The following is a 14,237-nucleotide window of genomic DNA, read 5'->3' as shown; positions in this document are numbered from 1 at the left end:
GCTTGGCCGAAGTCAAGGAGGAGGCCGCAGGCCGGGGGACATGAGGACAAGCGAACTCCCCCTCGCCCGCCGCGCCACACCGCCGCAGTCGACCCAACGGCCGGTCTGGGCAGGGAACCGCCGGTCGTCGACTCAGTGCTGCAGAATCTTCGACAGGAAGTCCTTGGCACGCGGGGAGCGGGCGTCCGGGTTGCCGAAGAACTCGTCCTTCTTGCAGTCCTCGATGATCTTGCCGGCGTCCATGAAGATCACGCGGTGCGAGACCTTCTTGGCAAAGCCCATCTCGTGCGTCACGCACATCATGGTCATGCCTTCGTTGGCCAGTTGCACCATCACGTCCAGCACCTCGCCCACCATCTCGGGGTCCAGGGCCGAGGTGGGCTCGTCGAAGAGCATGACGATCGGGTCCATGCTCAGCGCTCGGGCGATGGCCACGCGCTGCTGCTGACCGCCGGAGAGCTGACCCGGAAACTTGTCCTTGTGGGCCGACAAGCCCACGCGGTCCAGCATCTTCAGGCCGCGGGTGCGGGCCTCGTCGGTCGAGCGGCCCAGCACCTTGATCTGCGCCAGCGTCAGGTTCTCGGTCACCGACAGGTGCGGGAACAGCTCGAAGTGCTGGAACACCATGCCCACCCGGCTGCGCAGCCTGGGCAGGTCGGTCTTCGGGTCGGAGATGCTGGTGCCGTCGACGATGATGTCGCCCTGCTGGATCGGCTCGAGCGCGTTGACCGTCTTGATCAGCGTGGACTTGCCCGAGCCCGACGGGCCGCACACCACCACCACTTCGCCCTTCTGGATGCTGGTGGTGCAGTCCGTCAGCACCTGGAAGCTGCCGTACCACTTGGAAACGTTCTTGATGTCAATCACGGCAGTGTCCTCTCAACGGATGATGGCGATTTTCTTCTGCAGGCGACGCACCAGCATCGACAGCGAGAAACAGATGATGAAGTACACCACGGCGGCGACCAGGTAGGTCTCGACCGGGCGGTTGAAGTTCTTGCCGGCGACCTCGAAGCCCTTGAGCAGATCGTAGGCGCCGATCGCGTAGACCAGCGAGGTGTCCTGGAACAGGATGATGGTCTGCGTCATCAGCACCGGCAGCATGTTGCGGAAGGCCTGCGGCAGCACCACCAGCTGCATCGTCTGGCGGTAGGTCATGCCCACCGCGTAGCCGGCGTAGACCTGGCCCTTGGGCACGCTCTGGATGCCCGCGCGCATGATCTCGGAGTAGTAGGCCGCCTCGAACACCGTGAAGGTGATGATGGCCGACAGCTCGGCGCCCATCGGCTGGCCGATCAGCAGCGGGATCAGCAGGAAGAACCACAGGATCACCATCACCAGCGGCACCGAGCGCAGCAGGTTGACGTACAGCGACGCCGGCAGCTCCAGCCACTTCTTGCCCGACAGGCGCATCAAGGCCAGCAGCGTGCCCAGCACGATGCCGCCGATCATGGCCACCAGCGTCAGCTGGATCGAGAAGACCAGGCCCTTGGAGACGAAGTTGACCAGGGTGTCCCAGGTCAGGAAGGTGAAGTCGAGAATCATCTCAGCGTGCCCCCAGCATGCCCGGCACCTGCGACTTGCGCTCGATCACCATGGCGATGCGGTTGATGGCGAAGGCCGAGATGAAATACAGGCCGGTGACCGCCAGGTAGATCTCGATGCCGCGCGAGGTTTCCTCCTGCGCCTGCATCGCGAACTGCGTCAGCTCGGCAATGCTCACCGCGAAAGCGACCGAGGAGTTCTTGATGATGTTCATGCTCTCGCTGGTCAGCGGCGGGATGACGATGCGAAAGGCCCGCGGCAGCAGCACATAGCGGTAGGTCTGCGCCAGCGTCAGGCCCATGGCCAAGCCGGCATAGCGCTGGCCGCGCGGAATGCTCTCGATGCCGGCCTTGACCTGCTCGGACACCCGCGCCGAGGTGAAGAATCCCAGGCCCAGCACCACCAGCACGAAGGGCGGCACGTCCTTCAGCGGCGCGATGATCGAGGGCACCACGTGGTACCACAGGAAGATCTGCACCAGCAGCGGAATGTTGCGGAACAGTTCGGTCCAGGCATTGCCGAAGCCCGACAGCCAGCGGCTGGGCACGGTACGCAGGATGCCGATCAGCGAACCCACGACCAGCGCCACCACCAGCGCCAGCAGCGCCACGGACAAGGTCCAGCCCCAGGCCGACAGCAGCCAGTCCAGGTAGGTGATGTCGCCGTTGCTGCCAAAGCAGCGCTCGACTACCTCACCGTCGATGGTGTTCTTGCAGAACACCTGCCAATCCCAGGTCGCCACGTCGGGCCTCCTCCTCGGGTCATTCACAGGGGGCGGGCGGGGTCAGTGGCCCCATGCCCGCCCATCAGGCCGCGATCACTTCTTCGCGTAGGCTTCCATCGGCTTGTCGTTCGGGTTGGCCCAGGCGTCCTTGGTGGCCTGCGACAGCGCCAGACCGACCGGCACGTTGGCCGGCGGGATCGGCTGCATGAACCACTTGTCGTACATCTTGGCCAGGTCGCCGTTCTTCATCATCGCGATGATGGCGTCGTCCACCGCCTTCTTGAAGGCCGGGTCGTCCTTGCGCAGCATGCAGGCGATGGGCTCGACCGACAGCACCTCGCCGACGATCTTGTAGTCGGCCGGGGCCTTGGACTTGCTGATGTTGCCGGCCAGGATCTGGCCGTCCATCACGAAGGCATCGGCGCGGCCGCTTTCCAGCAGCAGGAAGCTGTCGGCGTGGTCCTTGCCGAAGACCTCCTTGAAGTCGACGCCGTTGGCCTTCTCATGCTTGCGCAGCGTCTGCACACTGGTGGTGCCGGTGGTGGTGGCGACGTTCTTGCCGGCCAGCTGGGCGATCGAGGTGATGCCCGAGTTGGCCTTGACGGCGATGCGCACTTCCTCGACGTAGGTGGTGACCGCGAAGGCCACGTCCTTCTGGCGTGCGCTGTTGTTGGTGGTGGAGCCGCACTCCAGGTCCACCGTGCCGTTCTGCACCAGCGGGATGCGGTTCTGCGAGGTCACGGGCTGGTACTTGACCGAGATCTCGCTCATGCCCAGCTGGCGACGCAGCGCGGCCACGACGCGCTCGGCCATCTCGGTGTGGAAGCCGACGTACTTGCCATTGCCCAGCGTGTAGGCCAGCGCGCCGGACGACTCGCGCACGCCCAGCGTGATCGAGCCGCTGTCCTTGATCTTCTTCAGGGTGTCGCTGCTCTGCGCCTGGGCGCCGACCGCGAACACGGTCAGCGCAGCGGCGGCCAGCAGACCACGGCGCAGGGGGGAGGATTGGTGGGACATCACGACTCCATCATCGGGGAGGGTTGAAGAGACCGTTCGCCAGCCCTACAGGGGCTGGTCGCTCGGCCGGCGGAAAAGCTGTTGCAGCGCCTCGGACGGCGGGAAATCGAGGTTCAGCTGGCGCGGCGGGATCGGCCGCTGGAACCAGCGTGTGTAGATCGACATGGCCTCGCCCGATTGCAGCAGGCGGGTCAGTGCGCGGTCAACCACCGCCTTGAACGCCGGGTCGCCCAGCCGCATCATGCAGCCATAGGCCTCCTGCGACATCGGCGTGCCGGTGATCACCCAGTCGTCGGGGCGGGCGGCCTTGGCGCGCTCGCCGAAGAGCAGCGCATCGTCCAGCATCAGCGCATCGACCTGGCCGGACTCCAGCACCCGGAAGGCGTCGTCGTGGTCGCGCGCGGCCAGCAGCTGCACCTTGCGGCCCGGCTGCTCGCTCCATTGGCGCAACAGCCGCTCGGAGGTGGTGCCGGCGGTGACCACCACCTTGCGGCCCACCAGGTCCGGGAAATCCTTGATCGGCGAGCCGCGGCGCACCAGCAGCCGCGTGCCGATGACGAAGAAGGAGGTGGAGAAGGCCACCTGGCGGCCCCGCTCGGCGGTGTTGGAGGTCGAGCCGCATTCCAGGTCCACCGTGCCGTCCATCACCAGCGGGATGCGGTTCTGCGAGGTCACCGGCACCAGGCGCAGCGTCAGCGCAGGCAGCTTCAGCTCGGCCTTGATCTCGTCGACCACGCGCAGCATCAGCTCGTGCGCATAGCCCACCACCTGGCGCTTGCCGTCGTAGTAGGAGAAGGGCACCGAGGATTCGCGGTGGCCCAGGTTGATCGTGCCGGTCTCGGCGATGCGGCCCAGCGTGCCGCCGCGCAGCGGGGCCGAGGCCGCACCCGGCGCCGCCCAGGCGCCCAGCGACCCGACCGCCAGGATGGCAGACAGGCCCAGGTGCATGGCAACGCGGCGGATCCACATGCCCAGTCTCTTGCAGATGGCGTGCCAGGACCAGCAACGCGGTGCAAGTGCTTGTCGCACCACAAGAAAGCCCGCCGCGCCCGCGGCTGCGACGGGGCTGGCGTACGGAAACCCGTGCGCCGCTGCCGTCGCGGCGTACGGATTTCCGTTCGTCAGTCGCTGCCGGCCTGGGCGTTCAGGCCGTACTTGCGCAGCTTGTCGGCCAGCGTGGTCTTGGGCACCTTCAGCGCCTGGGCGCTGCGGCCCAGGTGGCCGCCGTGGCGGCGCAGGGCCTCGCGGATCAGGCCGCGCTCGAAGTCTTCCACCGCCTGCGCCAGCGTCGGGCCGTCAGCGGGTGCTGCCGCATCGCCCAGCACGCCGCCGGGCACGCCCAGCACCAGGCTGTCGGCCACGTTGCGCAGCTCGCGCACATTGCCGGGCCAGTCGTGGGCCAGCAGGGCGCGGCGCTGGGATTCGCCCAGCTCGGGCATCGGCAGGCCGTAGCGGCTGGCGGCCAGCAGCAGGAAGTGCTCCAGCAGGAGCGGGATGTCCTCGCGCCGCTCGCGCAGCGGCGGCAGCTCGATCGTCACCACGTTGAGCCGGTAGACCAGATCGGCACGGAAGCTGCCGTCGCGCGCACGCAGCAGCAGGTCGTCCTTGGTGGCGGCGATCACCCGGCAGTCCACCTGCACCCGCTCGTTCGAGCCCAGGCGCTCGATCACCCGGTCCTGCAGCACGCGCAGCAGCTTGACCTGCACCGGCATCGGCATGCTCTCGACCTCGTCGAGGAACAGCGTGCCCTTGTGGGCGTGCTCGATCTTGCCGATGCGGCGCTTGGCGGCACCGGTGAAGGCGCCGGGCTCGTGGCCGAAGAGTTCGCTGTCGAGCAGGGTGTCGGGCAGACCGCCGCAGTTCAGCGCCACCAGCGGCCCCTTGGCGCGGCCGGACAGTTCATGCAGCGCCTGCGCCACCAGCTCCTTGCCGGTGCCGGTCTCGCCGCGCACCAGCACGTCCACGTCCGAGCCCGCCACGCGCTCGATCAGCGCCCGCACCGCGCGCATCTGCGGCGAGCGCCCCACCAGGCGCGTGGCGCCGCCGGCCTGGCGGGCCAGCGCCTGCTTGAGCGCCGCCACCTCCAGCGTCAGCGCACGCTTGTCCAGCGCGCGGCGGACCACCTCCACCAGGGTCTCGGGGGAGAAGGGCTTGGGGATGAAGTCGTAGGCGCCGCTGCGCATGGCCTCGACCGCCAGGCTGACGTCGCCATGGCCGGTGATCATGATCACCGGCAGCTCGGGCTCCATGTCGCGGCAGGCGCGCACCAGGCTCAGGCCGTCGGCGCCGGGCAGGCGCATGTCGGTCACCACCACGCCGGCGAAGCCCGGGGCCAGCAGCTTCAGCGCGGCCTCGACCCGGTCCACCGCCTGCACGCGCAGGCCGGCCAGCTGCAGCGCCTGCTGGCAGCCGAGTTGCATGGGCAGGTCGTCTTCGACCAGAAGGACGGTCAGGGTGCTCATGGGGTGGGCGGCAGCGGCAGGCGCAGGGTGAAGCAGGCGCCGCCGTCGGCGTGATTGTCGGCGCTGAGCTCGCCGCCGGCCTCGCGGGCGATGTCGCGCGAGATCGCCAGGCCCAGGCCCAGGCCGACGCCGGCTTCCTTGGTGCTGAAGAAGGGCTCGAACAGGTGCGCCAGCACCTCGGCACTGATGCCGGGGCCGCTGTCGCGCACCTGGATCCTCGCCTGCCCGTCCTGCAGCTCGGCGGCGATCCACAGGCGGCGGGTGGGCGCGTCGCGCATCGCGTCCAAGGCGTTGCCGATCAGGTTGACCAGCACCTGCTCCAGGCGGTTCGGGTCGCACCAGGCCAGCGCCGCACCCGGCACCGTGAGGTCGATCACCTCGACCGCCTCGCGGCGCAGCCGCTGGTCGTAGAGGAACAGCGCATGGCGCACCGCCTGCGCCACGTCGCTGGCCTGCGGCCGCGCCTGCGACTTGCGCGCAAAGCCCTTGAGCGGCTCGATGATGGCGCCCATCTGGTCGGCCAGCCGCGCCATGATGCCCAGGTTGTCGGCGGCCACGCCGTGCTCGCCGCGGCGCATGAACTCCACCGCGTTGGCCGACAGCGTGCGGATCGCCCCCAGCGGCTGTGTCAGCTCGTGGGTGATGCCGGTGGCCAGCTGGCCCAGCGCGGCCATCTTGCCGGCGTGCACCAGCTCGTCCTGGGCGCGGCGCAGGGTCTGCTCGGCCTGCTGGCGCTCGGCCACCGCGGTGCGCAGGCGCTCGTTGGCCTCGGACAGCGCCTGGGTGCGCGCCGCCACCTGGGTTTCCAGCTCGTGGTGGGCGCGCAGCTTCTGCCGCGTGATGCGCCGACGCTGGCCATAGACCACCGCCAGCGCCAGCACGAAGGCGGTGCTGACCCCCGCCAGCAGACCGGCCTGCACCGCATCCTGGCGCACCGGACGCAGGTCGGTGAACATCAGCAGGCGCCAGTCCATGCCGTCGAGCGTGCGGCCCAGCACCAGCATCTCGCGCGCCAGGCCGCGCTCGCCATTGCCCCGCAGGCCTTCGGGCAGCACGCCTTCGACGATCTGGCTGTCCTCGTCGATGCGCAGGTCCACCTGCAGCGGCAGGCGCCGGATCGGCTGGTCGCCATACAGGCGGGTCGCCCGCACGTCGCTCTGCCGCTCCGGCGGCAGCTCGGCCAGGGCGGTGTAGCGCCACTGCGGCTGCGAGGACAGCACCACCACCTGGTTGGAATCGGCCAGCAGCGCTGGCGCCTCCAGCAGGGCCCAGGCCTGGTCCACCGGGCCCAGACCGATCTTCAGCACCGCCACGCCGATCACCCGCGCACCGTCGTGCACCGGGTGCGAGACGTAGTAGCCCGGCACGCCGTCGCGCAGGCCGATCGCGAAGTGGCGCCCCACCCGCCCGGCCATGGCCTCCTGGAAGTAGGGCCGGAAGGACAGGTCCTCGTCCAGCAGCGCCGGGTCGCTGGCGCCGATGACCCGGCCCGAGGCGTCCAGCACATGCACCGAGGCGCTGCCCAGGTGGGCATTGAGGCGGCGCAGGTAGTCGCCCGCCGCCTGCTGGCGCGCGGCATCGGCCGGCTGACGCAGCAGCGCCAGCACGTCGGGGTGCAACTGCAGCGTGGCGGGCACGTACTCCAGGCGGCGCACCATGCCTTGCACCACGCTGGCGAACAGGTCCAGCTGGTGCTTGGCCTCGGCGCGCAGGGCATCGGTGCCGCGGCGCGTGCTGGCCGCGTAGCCGGCCCAGGCGGCGGCGCCCACCAGGGCCAGGGCCAGCAGCAGCACGCCCACGCCGCGCCGGCCCGGGGGACGTCCCCAGCTCTGCGTCAGCTCATTCCAGCGCGTCACCGCGCGCCTTCAGGAAGTTCCACAACTCCTCGGCCACCGGTTTGGCGTGCCGGGCGCCGCTGGGGCGCTCGCGGTAGATGCGCACCTCCATCGTCAGCTCGTACTCGGCCGGACCGGCCGCCACCAGGCGCCGCGCGCGCAGTTCCTTGCGCACCGAGCTGGCCGGCAGGAAGGCCAGGCCGTGGCCTTCCAGCGCCATCGCCTTCAGGCCCTCGGCCATGTCGGTCTCATAGATGGCGTCCAGGTGCAGCGGCGCCGGGGCGAGCTTGATGATCTGCTCGACGATGCGCGCCATGTAGGCGCCCTGGGCGTAGCTGAGAAAGGGCACTGGCGCGCCGGGCCGACCCGGCAGGCGGAACATCGGCTGCCCCGCGGCATCGGCCTTGGCATAGGGCGCCAGCGTCTCGTGGCCCAGGCTCAGCATCTCATAGCGGTCGGAGCTCAGCTGCAGCGGCTGGGTGGGGTGGTGGTAGGCGATCAGCAGGTCGCAGCTGCCTTCGGTGAGGCGGATCACCGCGTCGTGCACGTTCATCGCCGAGAGCCGGCTCTTGATCGCCCCGAAGCGCTGGCGCAGGTCCATCAGCCAGTGCGGGAAGAAGGTGAAGGCCATGGTGTGCGGCACCGCGAACTCCACCATGTCCTGGTCGGCCGCCTGGTGGCTGCGCATCATGCTGCGCGTGGCCTGCAAGGCATTCAGGATCTCCAGCGCCTGGGCCAGGAAGGTCTCGCCGGCCGGCGTCAGGCGGGTGGGGTAGGACGAGCGGTCGACCAGGTCGATGCCGGCCCAGGCCTCCAGCGCCTGGATGCGCCGTGAGAAGGCCGGCTGCGTGACATGGCGCGCCTGCGCCGAGCGCGAGAAGCTGCGCGTCTCGGCCAGGCTGACGAAGTCCTCAAGCCACTTGGTGTCCATGGGGGTCCTGCGCGGTGTCCTCGGGTCGGCGGTGCTGCAATGCCCACATCCGAGCATAGCGCCCGCCGGCGGCCAGCAGGGCCTCGTGGGTGCCACGCTCGACGATGTGGCCGGCGTCCATCACCAGGATCTCGTGCGCCTGCACCACGGTGGACAGTCGGTGGGCGATGACCAGCGTGGTCTTGCCCTGCGAGGCGCTGCGCAGCTCGGCCTGAATGGCCCGCTCGTTGGCCGAGTCCAGCGCCGAGGTGGCCTCGTCGAAGACCAGCACCGGCGGGTTCTTCAGCAGCGTGCGGGCGATGGCCACGCGCTGCTTCTCGCCACCGCTGAGCTTCAGGCCGCGCTCGCCCACCACGGTGTCGTAGCCCTTGGGCTGGGCGATGATGAAGTCGTGGATGTGGGCGGCGCGCGCCGCGGCCTCGATCTCCTCGCGGGTGGCGCCGGTGCGGCCATAGCCGATGTTGTAGGCCACGGTGTCGTTGAACAGCACGGTGTCCTGCGGCACGATGCCGATCGCCCGGCGCAGGCTGTCCTGGGTGACGCTGCGGATGTCCTGGCCGTCGATCGTGATGCGGCCACTGCCCACGTCATAGAAGCGGTACAGCAGCCGCGAGAGCGTGCTCTTGCCCGCGCCGCTGGCGCCCACCACCGCCACCGTGCGGCCCGCCGGGATCTCGAAGCTCACGCCGTGCAGGATGGGCCGCGCCGGGTCATACGCGAAGTGCACGTCCTCGAAGCGCACCGTGGCGCCGCTGACCTGCAAGGCGGCGGCGCCGGGCGCATCAGCCACCTCGCGCTCGCGCGCCAGCAGCGTGAACATCTTGTCCAGGTCGGCCAGGCTCTGCTTGACCTCGCGGTAGAGCACGCCCAGGAAGTTCATCGGGATGTAGAGCTGGATCAGCAGCGCGTTGATCAGCACCAGGTCGCCCAGCGTCAGCCGGCCCTCGACCACGCCGCTGGTGGCGCGCCAGAGCATGGCCAGCAGCGACACCGCGATGATCGCCTGCTGCCCGGTGTTGAGCATCGACAGCGAGTTCTGCGACTGGATCTGCGCGCGCCGGTACTCGTCCAGGCCCTGGTCGTAGCGCTGCGCCTCGAAGCCCTCGTTGTTGAAGTACTTGACGGTCTCGTAGTTCAGCAGCGCGTCGATCGCCCGGGTGTGGGCGCGGCTGTCGAGCTCGTTCATGCGGCGGCGGAACTGCGTGCGCCACTCGGTGATGGTGACCGTGAAGACCACGTAGACCACCAGCGCCGCCACCGTGATGCCGACGAAGCCCATGTCGAACTTGGCCCCCAGCAGCAGCAGCGCCAGACCCAGCTCGACGATGGTGGGCACGATGGTGTAGAGCGAGTAGCTGACCAGCGACTGCAGCGCCTTGGTGCCGCGCTCGATGTCGCGCGTCAGGCCGCCGGTCTGGCGCTCCAGGTGGAAGCGCAGACTCAGCGCATGCAGGTGCTGGAACACCTCCAGCGCGATGCGCTTGCTGGCGCCGTGCGTGGCCTGGGCGAAGACCAGCTCGCGCAGTTCGGTGAAGACGCTGGTCGACAGGCGCAGCGCCGCATAGGCCACCAGCAGGCCGGCCGGCACCACCAGCAGCGCACGCGCATCCACCGGCCCCGGCGCCAGCTGGTCCACCAGTTCCTTCAGCAGCAGCGGCACGCCCAGGTTGGCGGCCTTGGCCGCCACCAGGAAGACCAAGGCCGCCGCCACCCGCCAGCGGTAGTCCCACAGGTAGGGCAGCAGGCGCTGGAGCGTGGCCCAGTCAGAGCGGGGGGCGCCAGGACTGGCGGCGGGTTCAGGCAGGGCAGCGGCGCGACGCATCGTGGAACAATGGCTGGACTTTTTGTTGAGCGCAGGACCCCCGATGAGCGACAGCCCCGCAGCCGCCAGTGTGCCCCAGCCGCCGCGCACCCAGTTGCCCACCGACCGCGAGCTGGTGATGCGGGTGATGCCGATGCCGGCCGACGCCAATGGCAACGGCGACATCTTCGGCGGCTGGATCATGGCGCAGGTGGACCTGGCCGGTGCGGTGCTGCCGATGCGCATTGCCCGTGGCCGCATCGCCACCGTCGCGGTCAACGAGTTCATCTTCAAGCAGGCGGTGTCGGTGGGTGACCTGCTGAGCTTCTACGGCAAGGTGCTGCGGGTGGGCAACACCTCGGTCACCGTGCATGTCGAGGTCTATGCCGAGCGCAACCCGGCCGATCCGCACATCGTCAAGGTCACCGAGGCCACGCTGACCTACGTAGCGATCGACCGCCAGGGACAGCCGCGGCCTATTCCCAAGGACCCGAAGGACCCACCGGCCTGATCAGCGCAGCACCGCGGCGCCCGCCTCGGCCAGCGCCTGCGCCCACGCGGGGTAGCCGCGCGGACCGGGGTGGAAACCGTCCTCGGCCACCCAGCCGTCCAGCGGCCCGGCGGGCACTGCGGGCAGCGGCACGTGGCGGCGGTCGCTTCGGCCCGCCACGTGGCGTGCCAGGGCCGCGTCCAGCCGTGCGGCGTCGCGCCCCATCACCCAGCGCAGCGGCTGCGGCAGCAGCGGGAAGCGCCCCATCGGCGGCAGCGCGCTGTGCAGCGTGCAACGCACGCCGCAGCGGGCCTGGGCCTCGGCGTGGATCGCGTCCAGCGTGGCGACGAAACGCTGCGGCCGGGTCTGGCCCACCGCGTCGTTCACGCCCAGCGCGGTGACCAGCAGGTCGGCCGGCGCCAGCTCGGCCTCGCGCAGCGCCTGCAAGGCATCGGCGGCGGTGTGGCCGGTGGTGGCCAGCAGGCGCCAGGCCACGGCGCCACCCAGACGTGCGGCCAGCGCGGCGGCCAGCGGCGCGGCCAGCGCCTGGTCCTGGTGCGCGACACCGACCCCGGCGCCGGAGGAATCGCCCAGCACCAGCAGACGCCAGCGTGCAGCGCCCTCCCCGGCCACGCCGCTGCGCGGCCCGGCGGCCTCGGGCAGGCGCAGTGCCTGGCGGCGCACCTGGCGCCCCTGGGCGATCAGCAGCGGGCCCAGGGCCAGCTTGGCCAGCATGCTCAGGAGAACGAGGAGAAGTCCGGCGCGCGCTTCTCGAAGAAGGCCTGGAAGGCCTCGCGCGCTTCGGGGCTGCGCAGGCGCTGGCCGAAGACCTCGCCCTCGGCGGCGATCACCGCCAGCACCTGTTCACGCTGCGGCGCGCGCATCAGCGCCTTGCTTTCGCGCACCGCGGCCGGGGCCAGGTGGCGGAAGCGCTCGGCCACGCGGCGCGCGTGGTTGACCACCTCAGCCGCAGGCAGCACCGCATTGGCGATGCCGCACTCCACCGCCTCGGCGCCGGTGAAGGGGTCGCCCAGCAGCAGCTTCTCGGCCGCGCGCACATGGCCCATGCGCTGCGACACCAGCAGGCTGGAGGCGAACTCCGGCACCAGGCCCAGGCTGACGAAGGGCATGGCCAGCCGGGCCTCGTCACTGACGTAGACGAAGTCGCAGTGCAGCAGCATCGTGGTGCCGATGCCGATCGCGGCACCGGTGACGGCAGCCACCACGGGCTTGTCGCAGTCGATCAGCGCACGCATGAAGCGGAACACCGGCGACTCCGGGCCCTGAGGCGGGCGCTGCATGAAGTCCTCAAGGTCATTGCCCGAGGTGAAGATGCCGGGCTGGCCGGTGATCAGCACCGCGCGCACGGCCGGATCGGCCTGGGCGGCGCGCAGCGCATCGGCCATGGCCTGGTACATCGCCTGGGTCAGGGCGTTCTTCTTCTCGGGACGCGCGATCTCGATCGTGGTCACGCCATTGAGCGTGGCAGCGCGGATGGCCATGGTGTCTCCTGTGTCAGCGGTCTCTGATTCTGGCACCGGTGATCACCGCCACGCCTGGAGAGGGCTCTCCAGAATCGGAGCGCCCCGGTGGCCTGGCTCAGGGGCAGGCCACCTGCAGGTGGAAGGACGAAGCCACCGGCGAGGCGGTCATGTCGAAGGTGCGGACGAAGACGGCGTTGGTCGCCGTGGTGCGCTGCGCGGTGGTGGCCACCCCGGGCGGGTTGACGCCAGTGCTCGTGGTGCCCAGCGTGGCGTTGTAGGTGCAGCCGCGCACATCGACGGGCAGGCCGTCCTTGTCCACGAAGCTGACCTGGTAGCTCGACGGCGCCGCGATCAGGGCGCTGGTGGCGCCGGTGGAGCCGCGGCTGAAGATGCCATCGGCCGCCACGACGGCGGTATAGACCTTGGCCCTGCCAGGGGCAGCGGCAAACGCCGCGGTGGACACAGCGGCGAGGACGAAGGCCGCGAGCGTGATGGGGCGCAGGGTCATGGGCGTACTCCAGATGGCTGACTGGGGCAGTCGGGGACGGCACTGGGGCCGTCGCCCGCCGGGCTGCTGCGCGGCAGCCTGCCGCGCAGCGCAGCCACTGTAGTGAGGCCGACGGCGAGGCCCCATCCCTATCACGGCAGATGCGACAGCCGCTCAGGCGGGGCACCGGCCGCCGCCTGGCCCCGTGCACGCGGTCAGACGCGCTCGAAGATGCCCGCCGCGCCCTGCCCGGTGCCCACGCACATCGTCACCATGCCGTACTTCAGCTGGCGGCGGCGCAGCGCGTGGATGGTGGTGGCGGCGCGGATCGCACCGGTGGCGCCCAGCGGGTGGCCCAGGGCGATCGCGCCGCCCATCGGGTTGATCACCGCGGGGTTCAGGCCCAGGTCGCGGATCACGGCCAGCGACTGCGCGGCGAAGGCCTCGTTCAGCTCGACCCAGCCCAGGTCCTCGTGCTTCAGGCCGGCGTAGCCCAGCGCCGCCGGGATCGCGGCGATCGGGCCGATGCCCATGATCTCGGGCGGCACGCCGCGGCTGGCGAAGCTGACGAAGCGCGCCAGCGGCGTCAGGCCGAACTGCTTGACGGCCTTCTCGGAGGCCAGGATCAGCGCACCGGCGCCGTCGCTGGTCTGCGAGCTGTTGCCGGCGGTGACGCTGCCCAGCCCGGTGGCCTTGCCCGACGGGTCCTTGGGTGCGGCGAAGACCGGGCGCAGCTTGGCCAGGCCCTCCAGGCTGGTGTCGGGGCGCGGGCCCTCGTCCAGCGTGACGGTGCGGGTCTTCAGCGTGACCTCGCCGGTGGCCAGATCGGGCACCCGCTCGGTCACCTCGACCGGGCAGATCTCATCGGCGAATTCGCCCGCCTGCTGCGCGGCGATGGCCTTCTGGTGCGAGGCCAGCGCGAAGGCGTCCTGGTCCTCGCGGCTGACCTTCCACTGCTGCGCCACCTTCTCGGCGGTCAGGCCCATGCCGTAAGCGATGCCGATGTTCTCGTCCTTGGCGAACACCAGCGGGTTGAACGAGGGCTTGGTGCCGCCCATCGGCACCAGGCTCATCGACTCGGCGCCGCCGGCGATCATCACATCGGCCTCGCCAACGCGGATGCGATCAGCCGCCATCTGGATGGCGGTGAGGCCCGAGGCGCAGAAGCGGTTGACGGTGACCCCGCCCACGCCGTTGGGCAGGCCGGCCAGCGCCACCGCGATGCGGGCCATGTTCATGCCCTGCTCGCCTTCGGGGAAGCTGCAGCCGATGACCGCGTCCTCGATGGCCGCCGGGTCCAGCGTCGGCACCTGCGCCAGCGCCGAGCGCAGCGCGGCGATCAGCAGATCGTCGGAGCGGGTGTGGCGGAAGTAGCCGCGGCCGGAGCGGCCGATCGGGGTGCGGCTGGCGGCGACGATGTAGGCCTCTTGCACTTGCTTGCTCATGTCTTGATTCCTTGTT

Annotated in this window: 14 protein-coding genes; 1 reads left to right on the top strand and 13 read right to left on the bottom strand. The window is 70.2% G+C overall.

All coding sequences use genetic code 11. From position 1 onward, the window contains the following. Nucleotides 1-132: 132 nt before the first annotated feature. The 9 genes from KAK07_RS23345 to KAK07_RS23305 form a co-directional block, all read right to left on the bottom strand. The gene (locus KAK07_RS23345; RefSeq protein ID WP_210854911.1) at nucleotides 133-867 is read right to left on the bottom strand and encodes an amino acid ABC transporter ATP-binding protein; all 735 of its coding nucleotides are present in this window, start codon (nucleotides 865-867) and stop codon (nucleotides 133-135) included. Between the two features lie 12 nt (nucleotides 868-879). Further along, on the bottom strand, nucleotides 880-1,545 hold the full coding sequence (locus tag KAK07_RS23340; protein WP_210863419.1) for an amino acid ABC transporter permease: 666 nt from the start codon (nucleotides 1,543-1,545) through the stop codon (nucleotides 880-882). Between the two features lies 1 nt (nucleotide 1,546). Further along, on the bottom strand, nucleotides 1,547-2,287 hold the full coding sequence (locus tag KAK07_RS23335) for an amino acid ABC transporter permease (RefSeq protein WP_210854915.1): 741 nt from the start codon (nucleotides 2,285-2,287) through the stop codon (nucleotides 1,547-1,549). A 75-nt stretch (nucleotides 2,288-2,362) separates the two neighbouring features. Next, nucleotides 2,363-3,286 carry a transporter substrate-binding domain-containing protein gene (locus KAK07_RS23330; protein ID WP_510601430.1) on the bottom strand — a complete coding sequence of 308 codons (924 nt, stop codon included), beginning with the start codon at nucleotides 3,284-3,286 and terminating at the stop codon, nucleotides 2,363-2,365. Between the two features lie 45 nt (nucleotides 3,287-3,331). Further along, nucleotides 3,332-4,255 (bottom strand): transporter substrate-binding domain-containing protein, encoded by a 924-nt coding sequence (locus KAK07_RS23325; protein ID WP_210854917.1) that lies wholly within the window; start codon nucleotides 4,253-4,255, stop codon nucleotides 3,332-3,334. A 152-nt stretch (nucleotides 4,256-4,407) separates the two neighbouring features. Then, complete coding sequence (locus KAK07_RS23320) at nucleotides 4,408-5,748, bottom strand: sigma-54-dependent transcriptional regulator (protein WP_210854919.1); 1,341 nt, start codon at nucleotides 5,746-5,748, stop codon at nucleotides 4,408-4,410. Then, on the bottom strand, nucleotides 5,745-7,604 hold the full coding sequence (locus KAK07_RS23315) for a sensor histidine kinase (protein ID WP_210863417.1): 1,860 nt from the start codon (nucleotides 7,602-7,604) through the stop codon (nucleotides 5,745-5,747). The genes KAK07_RS23320 and KAK07_RS23315 overlap by 4 nt, the downstream gene beginning before the upstream one ends. Next, nucleotides 7,588-8,514, bottom strand: coding sequence for a LysR substrate-binding domain-containing protein (locus tag KAK07_RS23310; RefSeq protein ID WP_210854923.1), 927 nt, complete (start codon nucleotides 8,512-8,514; stop codon nucleotides 7,588-7,590). Before KAK07_RS23310 ends, KAK07_RS23315 begins: the two co-directional genes overlap by 17 nt. Then, a complete protein-coding gene (locus KAK07_RS23305; RefSeq protein ID WP_210863415.1) occupies nucleotides 8,495-10,336 on the bottom strand; it encodes an ABCB family ABC transporter ATP-binding protein/permease in 1,842 nt (613 codons plus the stop codon). The genes KAK07_RS23310 and KAK07_RS23305 overlap by 20 nt, the downstream gene beginning before the upstream one ends. A gap of 43 nt (nucleotides 10,337-10,379) precedes the next feature. Here KAK07_RS23305 and KAK07_RS23300 point away from each other — a divergent pair, with 43 nt between their 5' ends. Continuing rightward, nucleotides 10,380-10,826 carry an acyl-CoA thioesterase gene (locus KAK07_RS23300; RefSeq protein WP_210863413.1) on the top strand — a complete coding sequence of 149 codons (447 nt, stop codon included), beginning with the start codon at nucleotides 10,380-10,382 and terminating at the stop codon, nucleotides 10,824-10,826. Here the strand turns inward: KAK07_RS23300 and KAK07_RS23295 are convergent, their stop codons facing one another. The 4 genes from KAK07_RS23295 to KAK07_RS23280 form a co-directional block, all read right to left on the bottom strand. Continuing rightward, nucleotides 10,827-11,540 (bottom strand): SGNH/GDSL hydrolase family protein, encoded by a 714-nt coding sequence (locus KAK07_RS23295; RefSeq protein ID WP_210863412.1) that lies wholly within the window; start codon nucleotides 11,538-11,540, stop codon nucleotides 10,827-10,829. A 2-nt stretch (nucleotides 11,541-11,542) separates the two neighbouring features. Further along, on the bottom strand, nucleotides 11,543-12,307 hold the full coding sequence (locus KAK07_RS23290) for an enoyl-CoA hydratase (RefSeq protein ID WP_210854930.1): 765 nt from the start codon (nucleotides 12,305-12,307) through the stop codon (nucleotides 11,543-11,545). 97 nt (nucleotides 12,308-12,404) lie between these two features. Next, nucleotides 12,405-12,797: a hypothetical protein gene (locus KAK07_RS23285; RefSeq protein ID WP_210863411.1), complete on the bottom strand. Its 393-nt coding sequence runs from the start codon at nucleotides 12,795-12,797 to the stop codon at nucleotides 12,405-12,407. 194 nt (nucleotides 12,798-12,991) lie between these two features. Beyond that, nucleotides 12,992-14,221 carry an acetyl-CoA C-acyltransferase gene (locus KAK07_RS23280; protein WP_210854934.1) on the bottom strand — a complete coding sequence of 410 codons (1,230 nt, stop codon included), beginning with the start codon at nucleotides 14,219-14,221 and terminating at the stop codon, nucleotides 12,992-12,994. Between the last annotated feature and the right edge of the window lie 16 nt (nucleotides 14,222-14,237).

Source organism: Ideonella alba (assembly GCF_018069875.1).
Taxonomy (GTDB): domain Bacteria; phylum Pseudomonadota; class Gammaproteobacteria; order Burkholderiales; family Burkholderiaceae_C; genus Ideonella; species Ideonella alba.
This window is presented reverse-complemented; position numbering and strand designations above follow the sequence as displayed.